Source organism: Pseudomonas sp. NUPR-001 (genome assembly GCF_052147955.1).
Taxonomy (GTDB): Bacteria; Pseudomonadota; Gammaproteobacteria; order Pseudomonadales; family Pseudomonadaceae; genus Aquipseudomonas.
The window spans coordinates 2,319,815-2,343,243 of record NZ_CP197353.1; the positions used below are offsets into that span (position 1 = coordinate 2,319,815).

General features: G+C 61.8%; 23 protein-coding genes. 13 read left to right on the forward strand and 10 right to left on the reverse strand.

Annotated features, from left to right (window positions below):
- Positions 1–195: 195 nt before the first annotated feature.
- Positions 196–1,128, reverse strand: coding sequence for an N-acetyl-gamma-glutamyl-phosphate reductase (gene argC, locus ACP6KB_RS10640; protein ID WP_442113671.1), 933 nt, complete (start codon positions 1,126–1,128; stop codon positions 196–198).
- 110 nt (positions 1,129–1,238) lie between these two features.
- Here argC and ACP6KB_RS10645 point away from each other — a divergent pair, with 110 nt between their 5' ends.
- Entirely contained in the window at positions 1,239–2,159 is a 921-nt protein-coding gene (locus ACP6KB_RS10645) for a LysR family transcriptional regulator (protein ID WP_442113672.1), read from the forward strand.
- A 30-nt stretch (positions 2,160–2,189) separates the two neighbouring features.
- On the opposite strand, the gene ACP6KB_RS10650 is transcribed toward ACP6KB_RS10645, so the two are convergent.
- Positions 2,190–2,918: a GNAT family N-acetyltransferase gene (locus ACP6KB_RS10650; protein ID WP_442113673.1), complete on the reverse strand. Its 729-nt coding sequence runs from the start codon at positions 2,916–2,918 to the stop codon at positions 2,190–2,192.
- Between the two features lie 108 nt (positions 2,919–3,026).
- Positions 3,027–5,132, reverse strand: a complete 2,106-nt coding sequence (gene fusA / locus ACP6KB_RS10655) for an elongation factor G (RefSeq protein WP_442113674.1) — start codon at positions 5,130–5,132, stop codon at positions 3,027–3,029.
- 186 nt (positions 5,133–5,318) lie between these two features.
- On the opposite strand from fusA, the gene dsdA reads away from it, so the two are divergent.
- Positions 5,319–6,671, forward strand: coding sequence for a D-serine ammonia-lyase (dsdA, locus tag ACP6KB_RS10660; RefSeq protein WP_442113675.1), 1,353 nt, complete (start codon positions 5,319–5,321; stop codon positions 6,669–6,671).
- Positions 6,672–6,673: 2 nt separating this feature from the next.
- Positions 6,674–7,615 (forward strand): DNA-binding transcriptional regulator DsdC, encoded by a 942-nt coding sequence (gene dsdC / locus ACP6KB_RS10665; RefSeq protein ID WP_442113676.1) that lies wholly within the window; start codon positions 6,674–6,676, stop codon positions 7,613–7,615.
- Here dsdC and moaA read toward each other — a convergent pair.
- On the reverse strand, positions 7,593–8,615 hold the full coding sequence (gene moaA / locus ACP6KB_RS10670; protein ID WP_442113677.1) for a GTP 3',8-cyclase MoaA: 1,023 nt from the start codon (positions 8,613–8,615) through the stop codon (positions 7,593–7,595). The genes dsdC and moaA overlap by 23 nt on opposite strands.
- Positions 8,616–8,824: 209 nt before the next feature.
- On the opposite strand from moaA, the gene ACP6KB_RS10675 reads away from it, so the two are divergent.
- The 3 genes from ACP6KB_RS10675 to ACP6KB_RS10685 all read left to right on the forward strand — a co-directional run bounded on the left by ACP6KB_RS10675 (position 8,825) and on the right by ACP6KB_RS10685 (position 10,569).
- Positions 8,825–9,715 (forward strand): EamA family transporter, encoded by an 891-nt coding sequence (locus ACP6KB_RS10675; protein ID WP_442113678.1) that lies wholly within the window; start codon positions 8,825–8,827, stop codon positions 9,713–9,715.
- A 219-nt stretch (positions 9,716–9,934) separates the two neighbouring features.
- Positions 9,935–10,123, forward strand: a complete 189-nt coding sequence (locus ACP6KB_RS10680) for a hypothetical protein (protein WP_442113679.1) — start codon at positions 9,935–9,937, stop codon at positions 10,121–10,123.
- Between the two features lie 143 nt (positions 10,124–10,266).
- Positions 10,267–10,569 carry a hypothetical protein gene (locus tag ACP6KB_RS10685; protein ID WP_442113680.1) on the forward strand — a complete coding sequence of 101 codons (303 nt, stop codon included), beginning with the start codon at positions 10,267–10,269 and terminating at the stop codon, positions 10,567–10,569.
- On the opposite strand, the gene ACP6KB_RS10690 is transcribed toward ACP6KB_RS10685, so the two are convergent.
- Positions 10,560–10,982, reverse strand: coding sequence for a group II truncated hemoglobin (locus ACP6KB_RS10690; RefSeq protein WP_442113681.1), 423 nt, complete (start codon positions 10,980–10,982; stop codon positions 10,560–10,562). The genes ACP6KB_RS10685 and ACP6KB_RS10690 overlap by 10 nt on opposite strands.
- A gap of 950 nt (positions 10,983–11,932) precedes the next feature.
- On the reverse strand, positions 11,933–12,265 hold the full coding sequence (locus ACP6KB_RS10695; RefSeq protein ID WP_442113682.1) for a hypothetical protein: 333 nt from the start codon (positions 12,263–12,265) through the stop codon (positions 11,933–11,935).
- A 363-nt stretch (positions 12,266–12,628) separates the two neighbouring features.
- On the opposite strand from ACP6KB_RS10695, the gene ACP6KB_RS10700 reads away from it, so the two are divergent.
- Positions 12,629–14,119 carry a DASS family sodium-coupled anion symporter gene (locus ACP6KB_RS10700; RefSeq protein WP_442113683.1) on the forward strand — a complete coding sequence of 497 codons (1,491 nt, stop codon included), beginning with the start codon at positions 12,629–12,631 and terminating at the stop codon, positions 14,117–14,119.
- Positions 14,120–14,197: 78 nt separating this feature from the next.
- On the opposite strand, the gene ACP6KB_RS10705 is transcribed toward ACP6KB_RS10700, so the two are convergent.
- Positions 14,198–14,746 carry a cupin domain-containing protein gene (locus ACP6KB_RS10705; protein WP_442113684.1) on the reverse strand — a complete coding sequence of 183 codons (549 nt, stop codon included), beginning with the start codon at positions 14,744–14,746 and terminating at the stop codon, positions 14,198–14,200.
- A 58-nt stretch (positions 14,747–14,804) separates the two neighbouring features.
- On the reverse strand, positions 14,805–16,034 hold the full coding sequence (locus ACP6KB_RS10710; protein ID WP_442113685.1) for an MFS transporter: 1,230 nt from the start codon (positions 16,032–16,034) through the stop codon (positions 14,805–14,807).
- Positions 16,035–16,170: 136 nt separating this feature from the next.
- On the opposite strand from ACP6KB_RS10710, the gene ACP6KB_RS10715 reads away from it, so the two are divergent.
- Entirely contained in the window at positions 16,171–18,465 is a 2,295-nt protein-coding gene (locus ACP6KB_RS10715) for a KAP family P-loop NTPase fold protein (RefSeq protein ID WP_442113686.1), read from the forward strand.
- On the opposite strand, the gene ACP6KB_RS10720 is transcribed toward ACP6KB_RS10715, so the two are convergent.
- Positions 18,462–18,989, reverse strand: coding sequence for a cytochrome b (locus ACP6KB_RS10720; RefSeq protein WP_442113687.1), 528 nt, complete (start codon positions 18,987–18,989; stop codon positions 18,462–18,464). The genes ACP6KB_RS10715 and ACP6KB_RS10720 overlap by 4 nt on opposite strands.
- On the reverse strand, positions 18,986–20,032 hold the full coding sequence (locus ACP6KB_RS10725) for a catalase family peroxidase (RefSeq protein WP_442113688.1): 1,047 nt from the start codon (positions 20,030–20,032) through the stop codon (positions 18,986–18,988). Before ACP6KB_RS10725 ends, ACP6KB_RS10720 begins: the two co-directional genes overlap by 4 nt.
- Positions 20,033–20,163: 131 nt before the next feature.
- On the opposite strand from ACP6KB_RS10725, the gene ACP6KB_RS10730 reads away from it, so the two are divergent.
- The 5 genes from ACP6KB_RS10730 to ACP6KB_RS10750 all read left to right on the forward strand — a co-directional run bounded on the left by ACP6KB_RS10730 (position 20,164) and on the right by ACP6KB_RS10750 (position 23,420).
- Positions 20,164–20,673, forward strand: coding sequence for a sigma-70 family RNA polymerase sigma factor (locus tag ACP6KB_RS10730; RefSeq protein WP_442113689.1), 510 nt, complete (start codon positions 20,164–20,166; stop codon positions 20,671–20,673).
- A complete protein-coding gene (locus tag ACP6KB_RS10735; RefSeq protein ID WP_442113690.1) occupies positions 20,670–21,422 on the forward strand; it encodes an anti-sigma factor family protein in 753 nt (250 codons plus the stop codon). The genes ACP6KB_RS10730 and ACP6KB_RS10735 overlap by 4 nt, the downstream gene beginning before the upstream one ends.
- 77 nt (positions 21,423–21,499) lie before the next feature.
- The gene (locus ACP6KB_RS10740; protein ID WP_442113691.1) at positions 21,500–21,835 is read left to right on the forward strand and encodes a DUF2790 domain-containing protein; all 336 of its coding nucleotides are present in this window, start codon (positions 21,500–21,502) and stop codon (positions 21,833–21,835) included.
- 143 nt (positions 21,836–21,978) lie between these two features.
- On the forward strand, positions 21,979–22,488 hold the full coding sequence (locus tag ACP6KB_RS10745) for a sigma-70 family RNA polymerase sigma factor (RefSeq protein WP_442113692.1): 510 nt from the start codon (positions 21,979–21,981) through the stop codon (positions 22,486–22,488).
- Positions 22,485–23,420, forward strand: coding sequence for a DUF4880 domain-containing protein (locus tag ACP6KB_RS10750; RefSeq protein ID WP_442113693.1), 936 nt, complete (start codon positions 22,485–22,487; stop codon positions 23,418–23,420). Before ACP6KB_RS10745 ends, ACP6KB_RS10750 begins: the two co-directional genes overlap by 4 nt.
- Positions 23,421–23,429 lie beyond the last annotated feature (9 nt).

The following is a 23,429-nucleotide window of genomic DNA, read 5'->3' on the forward strand; positions in this document are numbered from 1 at the left end:
AGGATGCTACGGAAGTTCGCGGCAGTGAGCCAGTCTTCATAGGGAGATGAAGCAGTGAAATGTGTAGTTGTTACACAACATAGAAGTGAATTCCCGCAACCCCCGGTCAGTGCAGTGGTTGGGTGCCGTTACAGGTGTTGCTGGCGCTGTCGCGGGACACGTAGCAGCGACGTGCCCCGCAACAGCGAATCCGAATCAGGCCATCGCCGCCAGCATCAACTCCAGGTTTTGCACCGCAGCGCCTGAGGCACCCTTGCCCAGGTTGTCGAACACCGCCGTCAGCAGCACCTGGCCATAGGCCTCATTGGCAAACACCGCCAGGCGCAGGTTGTTGCTGTCATTCAGGGCCTGCGGATCGAGCATGGGCGCCGTTTCGCCATGCTCGAGCGCTGCCACTTCAACGTAGCGCGAGCCGTGATAGTGCTGCTTCAGGCAATCATGCAACTGCGCCGCACTGACCCCGGTCGGCAGTAGCCGCGTCTGCAGGGCGATGGTCAAGGCGATGCCCTGGCGGTAACTGCCATAACTGGGCACGAATACCGGACGCTCGGACAAGCCGGCATGCGCCTGGATTTCCGGAACATGCTTGTGATCCAGGTTCAACCCGTACACCAGCACCCCCTGGCTGGCTGGCACACCCGGCGTTTCGTGGCGTTCAACCGCCGCCCGGCCGCCACCGGAGTAGCCTGACACCGCGTTGATGGTCAGTGGGTAGTCAGCCGGCAGCAGCCCGGCGCCGAGCAACGGCCGCAACAAGGCAATGGCACCGGTCGGGTAGCAACCCGGATTGCTCACACGCTTGGCCTGGGCAATGCGCTCGGCCTGGTGTTCGTCCAGTTCCGGCAAGCCGTACACCCAGCCGGCGCTGGTACGGTGTGCGGAGCTGGCATCGATGACCCGCACCTTGGGGTTGCTGATCGCCGCGACCGCCTGGCGTGCGGCGTCGTCGGGCAGGCACAGAATCGCCACATCGGCACTGTTGATCGCTTCGCTGCGACGCTGCGGGTCTTTGCGCTGGTTGTCGGGCAGGGTGAGCAAACGCAGGTCAGTACGCCCATTCAGGCGGGCGTGGATCTGCAGGCCGGTGGTGCCTTGGTCGCCATCGATAAAGACAAGAGGCTGGTGCATGGTGTTCTCAACGGATCGGTACAGGAAGTGCCTATGCTCGCGCTGTTCTGGACGAAAGAAAATTTGAATATCATGATGCTGATATTCATAAATACTGAATGACATAGACCATGCGTGAAATCAGCCTCGACCGCCTGCGCACCCTGGTGGTAATTGCCGACCTGGGTTCGTTTGCCCAGGCTGCCCGTGCGCTTAACCTGGCACCACCCACGGTCAGCCTGCACATTGCCGACCTGGAGGCGCGAGTCGGCGCCGCGTTGTTGTCGCGCAAGCGCGGACAGATTCATCCCACCGCGATTGGTGAAACCCTGCTTGAACGAGCGCGGCGCTTGTTGGCCGATGCCGAGCAGGCGCTGGATGAAGTGCAACGTCAGGTACAAGGACTCAGTGGCCGCGTGCGTCTGGGCGCATCAACCGGTGCCATCGCGCATTTACTGCCGCAGGCGCTGGACACGTTGGGCGTGCGTCATCCCGGCATTGATGTGCAGGTACAGGTACTGACCTCGCGTGAATCCCTGGCGCGTCTGCAAGACGGTACCCTGGACCTGGGCTTGGTGGCCTTGCCGCAGGCGCCCGTCAAAGGTGTGCAGATTCAGCCCTGGCGCCGCGATCCGATCATGGCGTTTATCCCCAGCAGTTGGGCGCCGCCGTCGCGTATCACCCCTGCCTGGCTGGCCAGCCGGGCGCTGATTCTCAATGACAGCAGTACGCAGCTGTCACGGGTGACGGGTGACTGGTTTGCCACGGCAGGCCTGCAACCGGAGGCGCGGATTCAGCTCAACTACAACGACGCGATCAAGAGCCTGGTGGCGGCTGGCTACGGCGCGACCTTGTTGCCCCATGAAGCCAGCTCGCCGGAACCTGACCCGCGCCTGTGCATGCGCCCGTTGCGCCCGGGGTTGTGGCGGCATCTGGGGATTGCCAGCCGACACGGGCAGGTCGAACAGAGCACGGCGTTTGTTTTGCAGGTACTGCTAGGCCTGGAGAGCTGCACGCCGGTAGGAGCGGGCTTGCCCCGCGATGCGATGTAACGTGACGATCGCAATCGCGGGGGATCAGGATCAAACCGTGAAGAGGCGTACGGCCGTACCACGCTGCTGCCAGCCCCGCTCACCCAAGCGCTCCTGAACAACCGCCTGGGCCTTGCGTTGCAACTGATCGAGGTGGCGGTCGCGTTGTTTCTCGGCATCGACCATGGCCCGCTTGCCATGCTGTTTGAGCAAATAGCTGTGGATCTGCTGCACCTCCAGGGTGCGGTAGATCGGTGCGGTATCGAGCATTACCACCGCACCTGCGCTGCTGTGATCGCGAGTATTCATCAGCACTTGCGGTCCGCGTGCGGCGATAACGGTAAAGCCCATGGCTTCGAAGCAGCCGACCTTGCCCGGCGTACACGCCAGTTCTGCATGGGGGTAGCGCTCGGTCATGGCGGCCAGCAAGGCGCGGGCGATGCCCTGGCGGCGCTGCTGGCTGTGCACGGCGAGGTAGGCCACGCTGCAGGCCTGGGGATCGTCTTGCACGGGCAGGTAGAGGAGAAAGCCGCTGACGTTCTGCGGGTTCTGTTGGTCGTTGGCTACCAGCAATTCAACCTGCAGGTCGCCAGAACCGCCCATAGCCTCGAGGTAGCGGTGTACCTCGAAGCCGATGGCGTATTGGTACAGGCTGTACAGCGGGTTGCTCGGCGGCAGGCCGAGCGCGCTGATGTCGGTCAGGTTATCAACCACTAGTTGCAGGATCTGGCTCTTGATCGACTCCTCGGGTGGGGCGACAAAATGGCTGAGGGCGAACATGAGGGCAAACTCCGCTGACTGGCTTGGCGGGCCAGTTTACAGGGCCGGTTGCGGTGGGGCTATCGTGGGGCAAGTCGGGTCGCCGCACCGCCGCTTCTGCCAGTAGTGTTACCCCTGCTTTTTAATGATCGCGTCTGCTATGCTCGCTGGCGCTTCGGCGTATTTGGTGAACTCCATGGTGTAGCTGGCCCGGCCCTGGGTCATCGAGCGCATCTGCGTGGAATAGCCAAACATCTCGCCCAACGGTACTTCCGCCCGCACTATTTTGCCCGCCGGGGTTTCGCCACCTTCCTGGATCATCCCGCGGCGCCGACTCAGGTCACCCATGATGTCGCCCTGGTACTCTTCCGGGGTCACCACCTCGACTTTCATCACTGGCTCCAGCAGTACCGCGCCGCCTTTTTGCGCCAGTTGCTTGGTGGCCATCGACGCCGCGACTTTGAAGGCCATTTCGTTGGAGTCGACGTCGTGGTACGAACCATCGAATACGGTGGCCTTGAGGCCGATCAGCGGGTACCCGGCGAGGACGCCGTTGTGCATCTGTTCTTCAATGCCTTTCTGAATGGCTGGGATGTACTCACGCGGGACCACGCCGCCGACCACTTCATTGACGAACTCCAGGCCTTCCTTACCTTCGTCGCCCGGTGCGAAGCGAATCCAGCAGTGGCCGTACTGACCACGGCCACCCGATTGGCGGACGAACTTGCCTTCGATCTCGCAGGTGTTGCGGATTTTCTCGCGGTACGCCACTTGGGGTTTGCCAATGTTGGCCTCGACCCCGAACTCGCGTTTCATCCGGTCGACGATGATGTCCAGGTGCAACTCACCCATTCCCGAGATGATGGTTTGCGCGGTTTCCTCATCGGTACGCACCCGGAAGGACGGGTCTTCCTGCGCCAGCTTGCTCAAGGCGATGCCCATTTTTTCCTGGTCGGCCTTGGTTTTCGGCTCTACCGCCACCGAGATCACCGGGTCGGGGAAGTCCATGCGCTCCAGGACGATCGGCTTATTGATGTCGCACAGGGTGTCGCCGGTGGTCACATCTTTCATGCCGATCAACGCTGCGATATCACCGGCGCACACGGCTTTAATCTCGGCACGTTGGTTGGCATGCATCTGCACCATGCGGCCCACCCGTTCCTTTTTGCCTTTGACCGAATTGAGCACCGCATCACCGGAACTGAGCACCCCGGAATAGACACGGGCGAAGGTCAGGGTGCCGACGAAGGGGTCGGTGGCAATCTTGAACGCCAGGGCTGAGAAGGGTTCGTTGTCGTCGGCGTGACGTTCCAGGTGTTTGTCTTCGTGGTCGGGGTCGGTGCCGTTGATCGCCGGGATTTCCGATGGCGCAGGCAAGTAGTCGATCACCGCATCGAGCATCAGCGGCACGCCCTTGTTCTTGAACGAGGAACCGCAAATGGCCGGGACGATTTCATTGGCAAGGGTGCGTTGGCGCAGCCCGGCCTTGATCTGTTCGTTGCTCAGTTCCTGGCCATCGAGGTAAAGCTCCATGAATTCGTCATTGGCCTCGGCGGCGGCCTCGATCATGTGCGCGCGCCATTCGTTGGCCAGGTCCAGCAATTCGGCGGGGATCTCTTCTTCGCGGTAGCTGGTGCCCTGGTCGTCTTCGTTCCAGTAGATGGCCTTCATTTTCACCAGGTCGATCTGGCCTTTGAAGTTTTCCTCGGCGCCAATCGCCAGCTGGATCGGCACCGGATGGTGGCCCAGACGCTGGTCGATCTGTTTGACCACCCGCAGAAAGTCGGCGCCCTGGCGGTCCATCTTGTTGACATAGGCCAGGCGCGGCACATGGTATTTGTTGGCTTGGCGCCAGACCGTCTCGGACTGTGGCTCGACACCATCGGCGCCGCTGAACACCACCACTGCGCCGTCGAGCACGCGCAACGAGCGTTCTACTTCAATGGTGAAATCGACGTGGCCGGGGGTGTCGATGATGTTGAAGCGGTATTTGTCCGGGAACTGCTTGGTCGAGCCCTGCCAGAAGGCGGTGGTGGCTGCCGAGGTGATGGTGATCCCGCGTTCCTGTTCCTGGGCCATCCAGTCCATGGTCGCGGCGCCGTCGTGCACCTCGCCCATCTTGTGGTTGACCCCGGTGTAGAACAGGATGCGTTCGGTGGTGGTGGTCTTGCCGGCGTCAACATGGGCAACGATGCCGAGGTTGCGGTACAGCTCGATGGGGGTGGTGCGCGCCATGATGGGTCACCTGTAGCCGATGCGTAAGTCGAAGAGGCGGGTATTCCCAAGGTAGCAGAAGTGCGCTGTTCTGCACGTGAGCGCATGGATGAAGGAGGATCATCTGTCGGCCTCGAAAGCATCGGTTGTCATGCACCCGGCGCCTGACGCTTAATCGCGCTATTCGCTTGCCAATGGAGTATCACAATGCCGCTGGAAAAACCTGTAAGTGCCTGGTGTCAGAGCCACCCGCTGATTGCCGACCTGGTGGCGTTACGCCCAACCCGTTGGTTCAATCCTCAGCTTGCAGCCACAGCACAAGCCCTGGGCGATGTGCCGCTGAGCCAGCAGGATGTGCGCGAGGCCAGTGAGCGTTTGCAGCGTTTTGCTCCGTTCATCCGGTCGGCGTTTCCCCAGACAGCCGACAGCAACGGCATTATCGAGTCGCCAGTATTGCCGTTACCGGCCATGCAGGCGCTATTGCAAGCCGAGCTTCAATTCGCCGAAGGCGGCGCGTTGTGGCTGAAAGCCGACAACCTGTTACCGATTTCCGGGTCGATCAAGGCACGTGGCGGCATTTATGAAGTGCTCAAGCACGCCGAAGACCTGGCACTGGCGGGCGGCTTGCTGCAGCCGGGCGATGATTACGCCAAGCTCGACAGCGATGCGGCACGGGCATTTTTTGGCCAGTACAGCATTGCTGTAGGTTCTACCGGCAACCTGGGCTTGTCGATTGGCATCATCAGTGCGCGCCTGGGCTTCAAGGCCACGGTGCATATGTCGGCCGATGCCCGCCAATGGAAAAAGGATCGCTTGCGTGCCCATGGCGTTGAGGTGCGTGAATACAGCGCCGACTACAGCGTGGCGGTGGAGCAGGGGCGTCGCGAAGCTGAAGCCGACCCGCTTTGCCACTTCGTCGACGACGAAAATTCGCGCAACCTGTTCCTTGGTTATGCGGTGGCGGCCGAGCGTCTGCAGCGTCAGTTGCAAGAGCAAGGTATCCAGGTGGATGCCGAGCATCCGTTGTTCGTCTATCTGCCCTGCGGTGTAGGCGGAGGCCCGGGCGGTGTGGCATTTGGCTTGAAGCTGGTTTTTGGCGACGCGGTGCACTGCCTGTTTGCCGAGCCGACCCATTCGCCGTGCATGTTCCTTGGTGTGTATACCGGGCTGCACGATGAGGTGTCGGTGTACGACTTCGGCATCGATAACCAGACCGCTGCCGACGGCCTGGCGGTGGGGCGGCCATCGGGCTTTGTCGGGCGAGCCATGCAGCGCTTGATCGACGGCTACTACACCGTGGACGACGCCACCCTGTACCGTTTGCTGGCGCAGTTGCAGGCTTGCGAAGGCCATGCCCTTGAACCGTCGGCGCTGGCGGGCATGCCCGGCATGTTGCAGGTACTGCAGGAACAACAAGGCTACCGCCAGCGCCTGGGTCTGACGCCCGCGCGCATGGCCCGCGCCACTCATCTGGTGTGGGGCACGGGAGGCAGTATGGTGCCGGCGGCAGAAATGGACGCTTACCTGGCCAAAGGCCGCAGCATGATGGCCGGGCACTGATCATGCTCAACCTGCCACCGCGCCTGGGGCCGCGTCTGACCGGGGCGCACCTTAGCAACCTGCACACCTTTGCCGTGGCCGCACGGCATTTGAGCTTCAGGCTGGCGGCCGAGGAGTTGTACCTGACTGCCAGTGCGGTCAGCCACCGTATCGCAAAGCTTGAACAACTGCTGGAGCAACGCTTGTTCGAGCGCCTGACCCGGCGCATCCGCCTGACGGCCGAGGGTGAGCGTCTGTATCAGTTGGTGCAGGGGATGCTCGAAGAGCTTGAGCAGGCGCTGCAGCCGCAGTCTGCCAGCAGCCTCAGCGGTGCACTGACCCTGTACGTGCGGCCGTCCATGGCCCAGTGCTGGCTGGTGCCGAAGTTGGCCGATTTCCAGCAACGCTATCCGCAGATCAGCCTGGATATCCGCACCGGTAACGAAGCGGTGGACTTCCGCGCCCGCCACATTGACCTGGCGCTGCTGTATGGGGAGGGCGTGTTCCCGGGGCTCAGCAGTGAGTTGCTGATGCCTGAGCACGTTGCGCCGGTGTGCAGTCCTTGGTATGCCGAGCGTCATGGCCTGATCAACGCGCCGCAGCAGTTGCAACACTGCACCCTGCTGCACGATGCCCTGGCCTGGGAGCATGCCGCCTATGATGCCGAGTGGCAGCATTGGGCCGGGGCGCACAGCGTGCAGGCGCATCTGCCCAGTGGCGGCCTGACCTTTGACCGTGCTGACCTGTGTGCGCTCGCCGCGAGCCAACATGTGGGCGTGGCCATGGGCCGACAGCGATTGGTGCAGCCGCTGATCGAGCAAGGTCAGTTGATCCTGCCGTTTGCTGATTTTCAGGCCGCAGGGCAGGGCTATTACCTGGTCTATCCGGCGCGTGAGGCGATACCGCTGCGCCTGCAGGTGATGATCGAGTGGCTGCGTGAGGTTAGCCGCCAGTCATGTTCATGAAGCGCAGGATCTGCACTTCGCCATGAACATCGAAGTGATGCTGATAGGGCTTCAGGGCCATGGCATCGCGAATCGCTTGGTCCAGACGTGCAGAGTCGCCGGGGTGGGCGCGCAGCACCTGCTTGAGGTCGCTGGCGTGTTCGTTGCCCAGGCACAGCAGCAAACGTCCCTCGACCGTTAGCCGCACCCGGTTGCAGCTGGCGCAAAAATTATGGCTGTGCGGCGAGATGAAGCCGATGCGGATCTGCGGTGCTTCGGCCAGGCGCCAATAGCGTGAAGGGCCCTGGGTGGATTCCGCCGACTCGATCAAGGTGAACTGCTCGGCAATGCGTGCGCGCACTTCATCGCTTGAGCAGTAGGACTCGCTGCGCTGGTGCTCGCTGATGGTGCCCAGGGGCATTTCCTCGATGAAGGAAATGTCCAGCTCACGGTCGATGGCAAAGCGCACCAGATCGTTCACTTCACTGTCGTTGCGGCCTTTGAGCACCACGCAATTGAGCTTGGTACGCCGAAAGCCCGCCGCGCGGGCGGCGTCGATGCCGGCAATCACTTGTTCAAGGTCGCCGGTTCGGGTGAGGGAGTTGAAGCGTTGCGGGTCAAGGCTGTCGAGGCTGATGTTCAGGCGCGACAAACCGGCATCGAACAACGGCTTGGCCAGGCGCCCGAGCTGGGAGCCATTGCTGGTCATGCACAACTCGCGCAAGCCCGGCAACGCTGCGACCTTGGCGCACAGCTCGACAATACCGTTGCGTACCAGTGGCTCACCACCGGTCAGGCGGATTTTGCGGGTGCCCATACTGACGAAACGTTCGGCCACCTGGTACAGCTCTTCGAGGGTCAGGATGCGCTGGCGCGGCAAAAACTGCATGTCTTCGCTCATGCAATACACGCAACGAAAATCGCAGCGATCGGTCACTGATATGCGCAGATAGTCAATCTTGCGATTGAATCCGTCGATCAATGCCGAATGGCCCGCGTTGTCGTTCGAGGGTGTTTGCAAGGCGTGTACACAGGCTGGTGATTTTCATCGAGCATAGGGAGGCGTCGCAAGAGGGTCAAATTGCTTTTAGTGACCATTCGATAAGCGTCGTCTATCGGTATCAATCCCGTCGTTTTTAGCGCGCTTGATGAAATCGCACAGATCCGTCGGCGAGTGCACCAGGCTTATGGTTATGATGTTGCGAAATATTACAGAGCTGGGTGAGGAACATGCCGCTAAAGGATTTGCTGTTGGCACTGGTGGTCATCGTTGTCTGGGGACTTAACTTTGTGGTGATCAAGGTCGGCCTGGACGGCTTGCCGCCGATGCTGCTGGGGGCCCTGCGCTTTGCCTTGGTGGCGTTTCCGGCGGTGTTTCTGATCAAGCGCCCGCAATTGCCCTGGCGTTGGCTGATCGCCTACGGCGTGACCATTTCCCTGGGGCAATTCGCCTTCCTGTTTGAGGCGATGAACAACGGTATGCCACCGGGGTTGGCCTCGTTGGTGCTGCAGTCGCAAGCATTTTTCACCTTGTTTTTTGCTGCGATTTTCCTGGGCGAGCGACTGCGTGTGGCCAGTGTCGTCGGGCTGCTGGTCGCGGCCGGGGGGCTGGCGCTGATCGGTAGTGAGAACAGCGCCCAGGTGCCGTTGTTTGCCTTGCTGCTGACCTTGTGTGCTGCGTCGATGTGGGCCATGGGCAATATCATCACCCGGCGTTTCGGCAACATCGACCTGGTGGCCCTAGTGATCTGGGGCGGGCTGATTCCACCGCTGCCGTTTTTTGCCCTGTCCTGGTGCATGGATGGGCCGCAGGTGATCGAAACTGCCCTGCGCGGCATCAGCTGGAGCTCGATCCTGTCGCTGATCTACCTGGCATTTATTGCCACCATGCTCGGCTACAGCCTGTGGGGCCGCTTGTTGTCTCGTTACCCGGCGGGCAAGGTGGCGCCGTTTTCGCTGCTGGTGCCGGTGGTGGGCCTGAGCTCATCGGCGCTGCTGCTCGACGAGCGCCTGACCGCACTGCAGGGCTGGGGCGCGTTGTTGGTCATGGGCGGCTTGCTGATCAATGTATTCGGGTCGCGTTTGCTGGCGTCGCGTAGCGCTGCACAGGGCAGTGCCTGAGCCCGCCAGGCGCTGATCGAAGTATCTGCCACGGTGACTTGAGCCAGGCACACAATCTGCAAGTACCCAGCCCGACCGGTTGATCCACTGGTCGGGCTTTTTGCTTTTTGTCCGGTCGGTCCGTAAATGACCGGCTAGTCTCAAGGTCACTTGGTTCGGTATCTCACTGGGCAATCACCTGTTTGCCAGTACCGGACCGCCATAAAAGGGAGCAGGGGCATGAGTGAATCCTACTTTGAGGATGAAGGTGATGAATTTCCGGTGAACAGTCAGGTGCGGTGTGGTCAGGCGGCTTTTCGCCTGGGCTTCGCCCACATGACCCAGAACGAAGCCGACAACGCTAAACCGTGTCACTTACAACGCGCCAAGAAGGGCCGCTTCATGCCCAGGTATCCGGTTAAAAAGTGAACCGGTTCACATCACCCCGCCATCTGTTGCGGGGTTTTTTCTGCATTGATTGACCTCGCTCAACGCTTGAGGGATGGGCGCTCGCATGGAGTGCGCTTGTATGCGTTACTTATCCGGATGCATTCACTACAGGGGGGTAAACGATGCGAATCAGGGAAGAAACTTACTGGGAGTGGGCAGACCCACAGCTACATAGTCGTAGCCACGATGAATTGCTCAGTGATGGCAGCAGCATCGATGTACAGGTCAGGCTATCGCGCACCGGCGCCACGCAGTTGTTCCTGGGCGTGTACGCCAGCCATGGCAAGGCGATGGTCGAGGAGTACTACAAAAACCGTCCGGGTGAGTCGATGACCCGGGCGATGGTCTGGGGCGTAGACCGGGCCCGGGCTTTACTCACCGGTGGGCTGCCTGTGGCGCAGCCAGCGTTGCGGCGTCAGGCCTGAGCGTGACGGTTGCGGCTGGCCTGGACAATGCGCTGGGCCGGCACGCGCAACTGGCGGAGCAGGTAGTCGGCAAATTCTGCCGAGTAGTTTTGCAGGCTGATGGCTTGGGCCATGCACTGCAGCCAGATTTCACTGTGCGATTCGTCGATCGGCCATTGGGCATGGAATGCCGGAATGGCGATCGGTCCGTAGCGTTCGCTGAACAGTCTGGGGCCGCCCAGCCAGCCACTGAGAAAGCAGGCCAGTTTGTCGCGTGAACTGTCGAGGTTGTCCGGGTGCATCTGACGGACTGGGCGGGCGTCTGGGCGCTGGTCCATCAATCGGTAGAAATCATCGACCAGTTGGCGTAAACCCTCGATGCCGCCTGCGGCCTGATAAGAGGCATCACCGGTGCCGAATGCCGGGCTGTTCATGGGCAGTCTCGCTTGGACAAAACGCGATTGTAGCTACTGTTGGTGCCAATAGAACAAGGTTCTTTAGTGGTGGAGGGAGTTTGTGGCGCAAGGCCGTTTCCAACCAAAATAGGGAAGGGTTGGCTTTGGCTTTGGCTTTGGCTTTGAGGGCTGTGGGCTTATCCATTTGCTGGGGGGCTTTGCTGGCCCCTTCCGCCCTTACGGCGGCTTACTTTTTTCTTGGAAAAAGTAAGCAAAACCGCTGGCTCCTGCATCCGGCCCTACGCTGCGCTTCGGGTCCCCTCGCTCCGGCGACTTCCAGGCCCGCGCGGCCTACGACTTGCTACGCAAGTCTACATCTCGCGCCTTCGGCTACGCCGAAGGGTGCTGCGCACCTGGCCCTCCAGTCACCTACACTCGGCCTCCTGAAGTCGCTAAGTTACGGGCGGCGCCCGGGCTGGCGTTAGCTTCGCTAGTGGCGGCTTGGATGACCTGTACGCTTGTGGCTTGTGGCTTGTGGCTTGTGGCTTGTGGCTTGTGGCTTGTGGCTTGTGGCTTGTTGTTTTGCTTTTGCTTTGTGCGCGCGTTAGTTCAAACGCCGCGATCTGCGACTTCAGAAGGCTGAGTGTAGGTGACTGGAGGGCCAGGTGCGTTAGCACCCTTCGGCGTAGCCGAAGGCGCGAGATGTAGACTTGCGTAGCAAGTCGTAGGCCGCGCGGGCCTGGAAGTCGCCGGAGCGAGGGGACCCGAAGCGCAGCGTAGGGCCGGATGCAGGAGCCAGCGGTTTTGCCTCCTTTTTCCAAGAAAAAAGGAGGCCGCCGTAAGGGCGGAAGGGGCCGGCCCAGCCTCCCCAACAAATGGATAAGCCCATAGCCCTCAAAGCCAAAGCCAATTATTCCCCGACAATCCGTGAAGAGCCAAAAAAAGCCCAGTGCTCGCACACTGGGCTTTGCATATCGTCAATCAGGGTTTCAGCAGAGGCGATCGATGACCGCTACGCCGGGCTGGTTTTGCAGCGCCGCCCACTCACTTTGCAGGGTCTGCAGAACACGTCCGACATACTGGGTGTCGGCGGCAGCTTTCTTGCCGACATAGCCCTGGCCACGGCGGTACATCTTCAACCGGGCACGCATGTTCGGTGTGCGTTGCTCGAACTGTGCTTCGTCGGTCAGCGAGCCCAGTTTGTCCAGGCGTACTTCACCGGCTTCGCAGACCCAGAGGATGTGGCTGTCGAGCGTGTCTTTACGCGCAGCGAACAGTTGGGCCAATTCGTCGACAGTTGGTTGATTGTTCAGATTCATCATAAAGCCCCCTAAACCATTGGTAGTTGAGTTCAAACTCGGCGCACGTCATGTAGCGTTGAAAGAAAGCTGCTACAGCAGCGTCACAACTGGGGGCTTTTACACGCTGCCTTTTGGGCAGTACCCATCCGCATACAGCTCATGGATCCTTCGAGCTGCCTGGAACACCCTTGCCAGTGTCCCCGATCGGGGAGACGGCCTCATCATGCAAGGGCCGACGAACGGCGTCAATAGGTTTTGTAGTGATTTTTTTATTGCACTACATCTTGTCCGACAATACTCGATTTCAGGGCTGTTGATGCGTGTCAGTCCAGGCGTCAGGCAACTGTCCGATCATGTTCGTTCATGTATTGCAGGGAGAGGCCCATGAGTTCGTCGGCAAGTACACCGGGTGCACAATCCACCCGGGTCAAGATTCCGATTGGTTTGTTGCTGGGGATAGCAGCCCTGGTGGGCGTGTTGCTGCTGCCGTTGCCGGCTGACTTGCCGGTTGCCGGGCATCGCATCCTGGCGATTCTGGCCTTTGCGGTGGTGGTGTGGATCAGCGAGGCGGTGTCGTACGAAGCCAGTGCGATCATGATCACTTCGTTGATGGCGTTTCTGCTCGGTACGGCGCCGACGGTGGCCGACCCTTCGGTGACCTATGGATCTTCGGCAGCCATCAGCCTGGCGTTGACCGGCTTCTCTAACAGTGCCCTGGCGCTGGTGGTGGGGGCGCTGTTCATTGCCGCCGCCATGACCCACACCGGGCTGGACCGGCGCATCGCGCTGGTGACGCTGTCCAGTGTCGGGGTCAGTACCCGGCGCATTTTGATCGGTGCGGTGGCGGTGACCATTCTGCTTAGCCTGGTAGTGCCGAGCGCTACCGCCCGCAGTGCTTGCGTGGTGCCGATCATGATGGGAGTGATTGCCGCTTTTGGCGTCGACAAGCGTTCGAACATCGCCGCCGGGATCATGATCATCGTGGCCCAGGGCACCAGCATCTGGAACATCGGCATTCAAACCGCGGCAGCGCAAAACCTGCTGACCGTGGGCTTCATGGACAAGATGCTCGGTGCAAGGGTGTCGTGGATCGACTGGCTGATCGCCGGGGCGCCGTGGGCGGTGATCATGTCGGTGGTGCTGATTGTGATTGTGTTGAAGCTGTTGCCTCCGGAAAGTGACAGCATCCCCGGTGGTAAAGCTGCGGTCAGCAAAACCCTGGCCGAGTTGGGGCCAATGAGCGGGGCGCAGAAGCGTTTGCTCGGGGTTTCGTTGCTGTTGCTGCTGGCCTGGGCCACCGAGGGTAAGTTGCACGCCTTCGACACCACCTCGACCACTTATGCCGGGCTGGTGATCCTGTTGCTGCCGCGCATCGGGGTGATGACCTGGAAAGATGTGCAGGCGCGGATTCCCTGGGGCACGGTGATTGTCTTCGGGGTCGGTATCAGCCTGGGCACTACCTTGCTGACTACCCAGGCCGGGCAGTGGCTGGGGGCGCAGGTGGTGGCCAATACCGGGCTCGATCAGCTGGGGACGTTGGGCGTGTTTTCGATCCTGGCGGCGTTTCTGATTCTGATCCACCTCGGCTTTGCCAGTGCCACGGCGCTGACGTCGGCCCTGTTACCGATTCTGATCGCGGTGCTGCAGACCTTGCCGGGTGATTTCAGCCGCCTGGGTATGACCATGGCCCTGGGCTTTGTGGTCAGCTATGGCTTTATCCTGCCGATCAACGCCCCGCAGAACATGGTGTGCCTGGGGACCGAGACCTTCAGTGCCAAACAGTTCGCCCGGGTCGGAATCCTGGTGACGGTGATCGGCTACCTGCTGATGCTGGTGTTTGCCGCCACCTGGTGGCACTGGTTGGGCTGGATGTAGGAACGGGCTTGCCCCGCGATGCGATGTGACTGACAGATCGCTATCGTGGGGCAAGCCCGCTCCAACAGGGTGATAGGGTCAGAAGTTCGCCGGGGTGTTGGCGCTGATGATTTCCGCTTCGTCCTGGCCGATGTTCTTGAAGCTATGGGGCAGGGTGGTCGGAAAGTAGTAGCCATCCCCGGAGTTGAGGATGCTGACCTGGCCATCAACGCGCAGTTCGATGGTGCCACGGGTCACCAGGCCACACTCTTCGCCTTCAGCATGCACAATCGGCTCGTCGCCGGAGTCGGCACCTGGCGCGTACAATTCACGCAGCATGCGCATCTGCCGACCTTCGACGCTGGCGCCCACCAGCAGCAAACGCAGGCCGCTGTTGCCCAGGTCAGGCTGTTCGGTGGAGCGGAACACGAAACGCTCCTCGCGCGGCGGCTCGTCGAAGCTGAAGAACTCCGCCAGGGTCATGGGGATACCTTCAAGCAGCTTTTTCAGGGAACTGACCGAGGGGCTGACGCGGTTCTGCTCGATCTGTGAAATCGTCGAGTTGGTCAGCCCACTGCGGCGGGCCAGCTCCCGCTGGGAGAGTTTGTTGCGTTCACGCACCAGTTTGAGTCGTGTCCCCGTGTCCATAGCCGCCTTATATATCGAAAATTTTTTGGCGGAGCATTAAAGCACATTCCGTGATGCTTTAGCGGCCCGCCTGTGCGGATCGATGAGACGGCTGTGGCCATAGCCCGACCAGCAGCAGAAGCACAGCCACCAGCAGGTACGGCAGGCGCGGGTCAACGGCGTAAATCAAGGTGCCCGCCAAGGGGCCGATGACTACGCCCAGGCCTTGCGCTGCGCCAATGGAACCGGCGGTGGCACCTTGCTCGGAGGCGTCCATGGCGTTGGCGGCCAGGGCGGAAAAGGCGGGGAACACCCAGCCCATGCCGCAGGCCGAGACAAAAAAGCTGGCCCACAGCATCGGCGCGCTGGCGGCAAAGGCTGCGGCGGCAAAGGCCAGGGCCGAGAGGCTGGCGCCGACGCGGATCATCCGCAGTGGCGGCCACTGCAGTTTGCGCACCAGCAACTGCGCCAGGATCAGCGCCACACCGACCATGGTTAGGGCGATGCCTGCGGTTTGTGCAGCGTCTGCCGGGTTCATGCCCAGGCGATCGAGGGCAAAGAAACCGACGGTAATCTGCGCCACAGACACGCTGAGCATGGCCACGAACGCTACCAGCAGCGGCCGGCGCAACCGTGGATCGGCCAGGCGCACCGGGCGCGGGGCTTGCTTGAGGTGCAGCTCCTGGCGTTTGAGTTTGCGCAACAGTATGACGAACGCCAGCATCGGCAACAGCGCCATCACGTAGAACGGCAGGCTCAAGCTGTAGCGCGCCAGCAGCGCCGCCAGCGCCGGGCCAAGCACCAGGCCAACGGCGTTGGCCGCACCCAGCGAGGCCAGGGTGCGGGCGCGCTGCTGGGGCGGGACGTTGTCGGCAATCAGTGCCGCACCACCCACCGGCAGGGCGGCGTAGAAGGCGCCGATCAGGCCACGGCCGATCATCAGGCCAACGAATGCCAGGGTCGCGCTGGGCAGCAGGTGCAAGGCGCTGTCGATGAACAGGCACAGGGCCCAGTACGCCAGGCTAAAGCCTGCGGTACCCAGCAACAGTACGCGGCGTCGGCCGAGGCGGTCGCTGGCCTGGCCCCAGGGCCGCGCCAGCAACATCCAGATCACCCCAGCGACCGTCACTGCCGCCCCGGCCTGCCAGGTCGCCAGGCCAAGGGTGCGGGCAATCGGGCCGATCAGCGAGACGAACGCCATCATCGCCATGGTGCAGGCCATGTTGGCGATCAGCAGCGGGCGCAGGTCAAAACGCTGCTCGGTGGTGTCGGGCGCGGCGAGTGGGGTTGGGTCCTGTGCGCTGTTCATGGCTATCCAAGGCTGTAGAGGCAAGCCTGGCATTGTGCCGCAGGGGCCAGGCAAACTGAACGAAACCGGCGCAAATAATTCGCAATTACGCGTTTTTGGCTGCTGTCTGATGAAGGTCAGGTATGCTGGCGTTTTGATGATTAGCCAACTGCAGAGGATGGCGTTGAGCATGGGTGGGGCGCGGGATACGGGAGCAAACCAGGTCGCTGACGACAGTGCGGCGTTGGCCAATACGCAGGCAGGCCATGACGCCGCCCTCTCTTCGGCTGATGAAGACGGTCTGGATCGTTTATCGCTTGCCCGCTCGATGTATCGCACCATCAAGGCCACGCCTGCGGGGTATTCGACGCGCATTGGCCTGTACGGCGAGTGGGGGGCGGGCAAGACCACCGTGCTGAACTTCCTCAGCGAGATCGCGCATCGCCACGATGATGTAGTGGTGCACATTTCCGCCTGGCGCGCGGTCGATGCAGACAGCTTCGTCAGCTCGCTGAGCGAGAAAATGCGCGACAAGATCAAAGCCTTGAAGATTCCGGTACCCCGTTACCAGAAATGGAAACAATGGCTGTCCAGGCTGTCGTCCGGAACGGCGAGCGTGTCCCAGGCGACAGGGCAGGCCGCCGGCAAGATCGACAACGATCTGGGCACCCTGGTAACCATGGGTGCGGCCTTGACCGGCTCGGTTGCCAACCTGGTGCAGCAGCGACTGAGCCTCGATGTGGCTGACCTTGAGCAGTTGCGCGTGCTGCTTGAGGCTCATCAGGTGATTGTGTTCATCGATGACCTCGACCGGGCCGACCCGGTGATCTTGCCGAAAACCCTGATGGCCTTGCGCGAATACCTCGACTTGCCCGGCTTTGCCTTTGTTCTGGCGTTCGACAAGGCCATCATCACCCAGTCGTTACAGGCTTATTCGCAGGCGTTTGCCTCGTCGCGCCAGGCATTTCTCGACAAGATCATCGATTTCGAATTTTCGCTCGACGCGTTGGCGCACAACCTCTCCACCCGTTTTGCTGCCCAGACTCTGGCGCAGTACTGCGCCTTTATTCCGCTGAAGGACCGAGAAGCCGCAGCCGAGTGGTTCCCCGACAACCCTCGGCTGACCCGTACCCTGGCCCGCGAGTTGGGCAGCCTGAAAGACGTCGCGCTGCGCCACGGCCCGGACGAGCTGCGCTGGGAGGCGATCATTCTGCAGACCCTGTTGCGCCGTGAGGCGCCGGAATGCGCGCGGATTGTCGAAGCAAAGTTGCTGGGGCGCGGCGCATCGGCGTTGCCAATGGCGTTCAGTCAGGCGCAAAAGAGCGACGCGATGGCGCTTCTCTCCAACGCAATCGCGGCCTCAGGTTTTCAGCCGGAGAGTGAGGCGTTTGGCCGTTACACCCGACTGGTGATCAAGCTGCAGGGGCTGCGTACCTTCGATACTGCGGAACGAATCCGTGCTGAGATGTTCAGCACCCGCGCGCCCAGTTTCACTCAGAAGGAGCTGCTGGAGCTGATCGCGCGTTGGGACCAGTCCCGGGACGCTCGTCACCTGACTGAGGCGTTGCAATTTGCCAGCGAAGCGGCCTGTACGGACCGGCTACAGGCCGCTATCGCGCTGATGAACCTGACATTGGCGCATTACGACCGCTGTATCCAGCGCATCTCTGAGCAGAAGGCTACGGCTCAGCGTCACCGCTGTGTGCAGGAGGCAGAACAGACTGCGCGGTTTCTCGGGGGGTTACTGCAAGCAGATGATCAGGACGCGCTGTACCGCGCCAGCACGCAGGCTAGCCTGTGCAATCGAATGCTTGAGCTGTTCAGGAGTAACGCAGCGCGCGAGTTCAAGCCGGACGAGCTTTGGTTGCGCTGTATCGAAGGCAGGATGCTGCTGGACATGGCGGTACGTTGCGAGGACCCGGTTGCGCTGTTCTACCGCTGCAAAAAACAGTACGAGGTAAAAGAACGCGGTCCGCAAAGCATGCCGCCATTGGTCGGGCAAGTGTATGCGCTTACGGCCCCTGCTGCGATTGCAGACCTGCTCACGCTGTTTACCGTCACCAATGCCATTCATCTGTGCAGTTTTGAGGACGCTTCATCGCCACGCCTGGAGATGTTGCGCAGCACAGGTTCAATGCTTTATTGCGCACCGCACAAGCAAGCCCTGCTGGCAGTGCTTGAAGGTGATGAAGACCGTGAGCAGCATTACGTACGGGCCAAAAATGCCCTCGACTACCTGAGTCTGCAGCTCGACAGAAACGCTGATCTGCCGGAGTTCTTTGCGGCTCATCCCGAGGTACTGAGCAGTTGCTGGCGCCTGGTGATCGGCGAGCAATGGCTTCAGGACACCCATGAAACGCTGCAGTGGATGTACAGCCGGCTACAGCAACGAGGCATTCATGTAGCCGGCTTGCCGGAGCCGCCTGGCAGGCAGGTTGAGACCGCTGGTTAATCGTGCCCGGAGCACATGCTGCGCAACACGCCGTCACGTCGAACCAGGGCATGCACCAGTGCCGCGCCCAGATGCACCAGCACCGTCGCGAACAGCAGATAGGCCAGCCAGCCATGGGCCTGACGCAGCCGGGCATACAGCGTCAGGTCATGCTCGACGATGGCAGGCAACTGCAGGGGCAGCGGGTAACCACCGGCCGAGAGCATGGCCCAGCCAATCACCGGCATGGCCAGCATCAGGGCATACAACAGCAGGTGCGAGGCGCCAGCGGCCAGGCGTTGCACGGCCGGAAGATCGGCAGGCAGCGGTGGATGTGGCACCGTCAGGCGCACGCCGATGCGCACCAGCACCAATACCAGCAAGGCCAGGCCAATCGCCTTGTGCAGGCTGAGCAGCCAGGTGTGGCGGGGGGACAGGTCGGCGATCATGCTGACGCCAACGAACAGCATCGCCACGATCAGCACCGCCATCAACCAATGCAGCAGGCGCGCCAACGGATGGAAAGCAACAGGTACGGTGCTCATGGTCGTGCTCCCAACGAGGCCGCTTCGCGGCTGCGGCGATTGAAGGATTCCGAGTAGGCTGCCGAGCGGGCGGCAAGGATCGGATCGGCAGAAGGTTGGATGCCGGTAGGCAAGATCAGCGGGTCGAAGTTGAGGTCACGGCAGGCGCCTTGTTCGGGGCCGTCGACTGCGTCGATGACCAGCGTGCCGGCATCGACCGTACTCCGCGCCGCGGGCCACGGCTGGCTCGGGTCATCGACTGGATCGCCGGGCTCTGCGAGGGTCAGGCGCAAGGTCCAGCGCAAGGGCCCTTGTTGCAGGCGATGGTGCAGATCGTGCTGCAGGTAGTCACGGTCGTCGACCTGGCCCGGCAAGGCGGCGAACGGCGTTTGTGGCACCAGGCTCCAGCGTACATAGCGGGTATCGCCATTCTGATTGACTAGGGCAAAGGCATTGATGCTGTTGTAGCTGGAGTTGGCAAAGCTGTCGGGGGCTTTGTAGTCCTTGGCCCATTGGCGAAAGGCCGCGCTTTCCGGGTGCGCGGCGAAGAACGCCTGGACCCGCGCAGGGTCCGGCTTGCCGGTGGCTGGATCTGGGGTCATGGCCAGTACTTGCTGGTAGAACGCCTCGGGTGTTGCCACCGCCAGTACGGGCGGGGTGTTCATGCCGGTTCGCCAGACCTGGCCATCGTCGCTGCTCAACTGCAGCGCCAGGCTGCGGGTCGGCACACTGGTGTCGGCCGTGTAGGGGTTGCTGCCACCAATGGCGAAACGACCGATCACCGGAACGTTCTGTTGGCTGAACACCCGGGCGCTGGACAGACTGCGGGCTTCACCGCTGCTGAGAAAGTGGCCGCTCACGCACAAACCCTTGGCGTGGTTCTTACGGTAGCCGGGGTAATGCCCAGCCTGGGCTTCGAACGTATCGATGATGGTTTTCGGGGTCAGGCGCTGGGTGCCGATCCAGCCGGCGGCATAGGCAAAGCTGGCGGCCAGGGCGCCCAGGCCGAGGCCAATGGCAGCCAGGCGCAGGGTACGCGAACGACCGTGTAACGGAGTGCTCATGGCGGCGATCCGGGTCAGTGAATGAGCCGGTACGACGCTTGGCGAAAACTTTTATTCCGGCGTCATGGAATAAATTTTTCTCTGCAGCGTCTGCCTCGTACACTGATCGCTTACAGGCCAAGGCCCTGGCAATGAATGAACTTGATGATGAGCAATTGCGTGAGATGCTCGAACGCCTGCGCCGTTTCGCCCTGTGGCTGACCCGCGAGGCGAGCAGCGCTGATGACCTGGTTCAGGCCACGCTCGAACGCGCGCTCAGCCGCCGAGGCCAGCAACGTGAGCACGACAGCCTGCGGGCCTGGCTGTTCTCCATACTTTATCGTCTGTTTATCGATGCCAAACGCCGCGAGCGTCGGCATGCGCGCTGGCTGGCCTGGTTCGGGCGCGGCGAGGAGGCGGGCAATGCCACTGAAGATATCGTCGTGGCGCAGTCTGGTCTGGCGCAGTTTGCCCGTTTGCCTACCGAACAACGCGCGTTGCTATTGCTGGTCAGTGTCGAGGGCCTGAGCTACAAGGAGGCGGCCCAGGCCTTGGGGGTGCCGATAGGTACGGTGATGTCGCGCTTGTCGCGGGCTCGCGCGGCGTTGCGCGAACTGGCCGAGGGCAGCAGCACGGCCCCGGTGTTGCGGAGGTTGAAATGAGTCAGTTGATTCCGTCCGAAGACGAACTGCATGCCTATGTCGATGAGCGCCTGGCGCCCGAACGTCGCCGTGCAGTAGCGCTGTACCTGGCGGCCAACCCCGAGCAGGCCCAGCGGGTCGAAGGCTGGCGCCAGGATGCCCGGCAATTGCGTGCGGCCCTGTCGGGCTTTGCCGCGCAGGCGCCCAACCCACAGTTGGACCCGGCCCATGTGCGTCGGCAATTGCGTCAGCGCAGGCAACGGCGCTGGGCCAATGCCGCCGTGCTGTTGCTGACCCTGGGAATCGGCGGGCTCGGTGGCTGGCAAGTGCGTGAAGCCAGCCTGCTGGCCAATAACCTGCCGATGGCCGATGCCGTGCAAGCCCACCGGCTGTTTGCCGACGCCAACGCCCTGGACCTCAGCGCACGTGACCCGGCACGGCTGCAGGCCTGGCTGGGCGCGCATTTTCGTCATGTCGGCACGCTGCCAGACCTGTCCGCCTACGGATTTACACCGCTGGGCGCGCGCTTGCTGAGCAACGAGCAAGGCCCGGCGGCCTTGTTGGTGTTTGAAGACGCCCAAGGTCAGCGGGTCAGCCTGTTTTTGCGCTCGCCGGGTGAGCATTTTGCGCGCATGCCCAGTGGCGAACGCACGGATGGGCAGTTGCAGGCACGTTACTGGTCCCGTGGCGACTACAACTACGCCTTGATCAGCGCCGCTTCTGATCAGCGCAGCGCACAGTTGCGCAATGCCCTGGGCATTGCCTTGTAGCCGCTCGCCCGTGGCAGGCGTAAGCTCGAAACTGTTTGACCCGGCAGTTCGTTCCATCACCTGTGAGGTAAGGCGAAATGAAGCGCAAGCAAGGTTTGGTAGTGGCAGCGCTGGTGCTGCTGGCCGGCCAAAGCGCGCTGGCCTCGGCACCGGAAGTGAAGGATGCGCGTCTGGTTGCCCATGAGCAGGCAGTGCAGGCCTATGCGGCAAGAACTGGCAAGACCGTCCCGGCTGTTCAGGAGTATCGCTATGGCACATCGCTGGATGTTGCCCGGCTGATCGAACAGACCCCGTTGGCCCGCAGCTGCGACGCGGCGCCAATGCTAATGACCTATGAGGATTCGTCCGGGCAACTGGTAACCCTGCGTTATCAGCTCGAAGGGCAATGTCCGCGCTTTCAGGCCACGCGTTGATGTACCGACGGCAGCGGCGAGGGGGCGCCGCTGCACCCTCGTGACGATTAAACAGGGCAGATTTGCGCATACTGCTTGGCTTGCACAGGGGTATTAAATAGAATCAATCGCATTTGATTCTTTTCCCGTGCAGGTGCGTTGAGATGAATGAAGCGGTGGCCCTTTCCGAGCAGAGGCTTCACGGTCTTTACCGTGACCACCGCAGTTGGCTGGAAAACTGGCTGCACCGGCGCCTGGGCAATCGCTGGGATGCTGCCGACCTGAGCCAGGACACCTTTGTGCGGGTGCTGGCCAGCCCCCAGGTGCTTGACGAGCTGCGCGAGCCGCGGGCATATCTGCTCACCGTGGGCAAACGCTTGCTGGTCAATTTCTACAAACGACGCAGCCTTGAGCAGGCCTACCTTGAGGCGCTGGCCAACTTGCCCGAGGCTTTGGTGCCGTCCCCGGAGCAGCGCTGGCTGTTGCTGGAAACCCTGCAAGCACTGGATGAATTGCTCGATGGCCTGGCGCCGCAGGTGCGGCGGGCATTCCTCTGGTCACAACTTGAAGGCCTCGGCTACGCGCAGATTGGCGAGCGTTTGCAGGTCAGTGAACGCACGGTCAAACGCTACATGGCCCAGGCCTACGAGCACTGCTTGCTGGCCGAGCTATGAACCGCAGCGGACATCCCGAAGCGCGCCAGCTGGCCCGCGCTGCCGCCGCCTGGCTGGCCCTGCTTGACTCGGGCCGGGCCAGTGCCGCCGACCTGCAACGGCTTGAACAATGGCGCGCGGCCGATCCTCGCCACGAGCAGCTCTGGCAACGTGCCCAAGGCTTGCGCCAGCGCTTTGCCGAGGTGCCGCAGGCCGTGGCGTTGGCCAGCCTCGACCGACCGCACGGCAATCGCCGCACCTTGCTCAAGCGTGGGCTGGCCTTGGCGTTGCTGTTGCCTGGCAGCTGGATGCTCAGCCAACAGTTGCCGTTGGCGGTGTGGCGCGCCGATTTGCGCACCGTTGTGGGTGAGCGGCGAGGAGTACGCCTGGCTGACGGCAGCCTGCTGCAGTTGAACACGGCGACGGCAGTGGACCTGGATATGACTGTCCATCGCCTGAGCCTGATCGAGGGTGAAATAGCCCTTAGCGTTAACCGCGCCCAGGGCATCGATGTCGACTTTGGTCTGGGTCGGGTGAGCACCGGCCAGGCACACATTTGTGTACGTCGCGAGGCCGACAGCTGCCGGATATCGGTGCTGTATGGCACGGTGCAGGTGCAGCCTGCGCAAGGGATGGCGCTGATGCTGCACTATGGTGACCAATTGACGTTGTACGCCGATGGCAGTGGTGCCATGGGGCGTTTCGATCCGCACCTGCCTGATTGGCGTGACGGCGTGTTGACTGCCAATAACCAGCCGTTGGCGGAATTTCTGCGCGAAGTTGACCGCTATCGGCCGGGGATTCTGCGGTGGGAGCCAGCGTTGGAATCGCTCAAGGTTACCGGCACCTTCCAGCTGAACGACACCGATCGCATCCTCGACTTGTTGGCTGCGAGCCTGCCGATCAAAGTGCAGTCGCGCAGTCGGTACTGGGTCACTTTGCTGCCTGCTTGATTGGCGGTG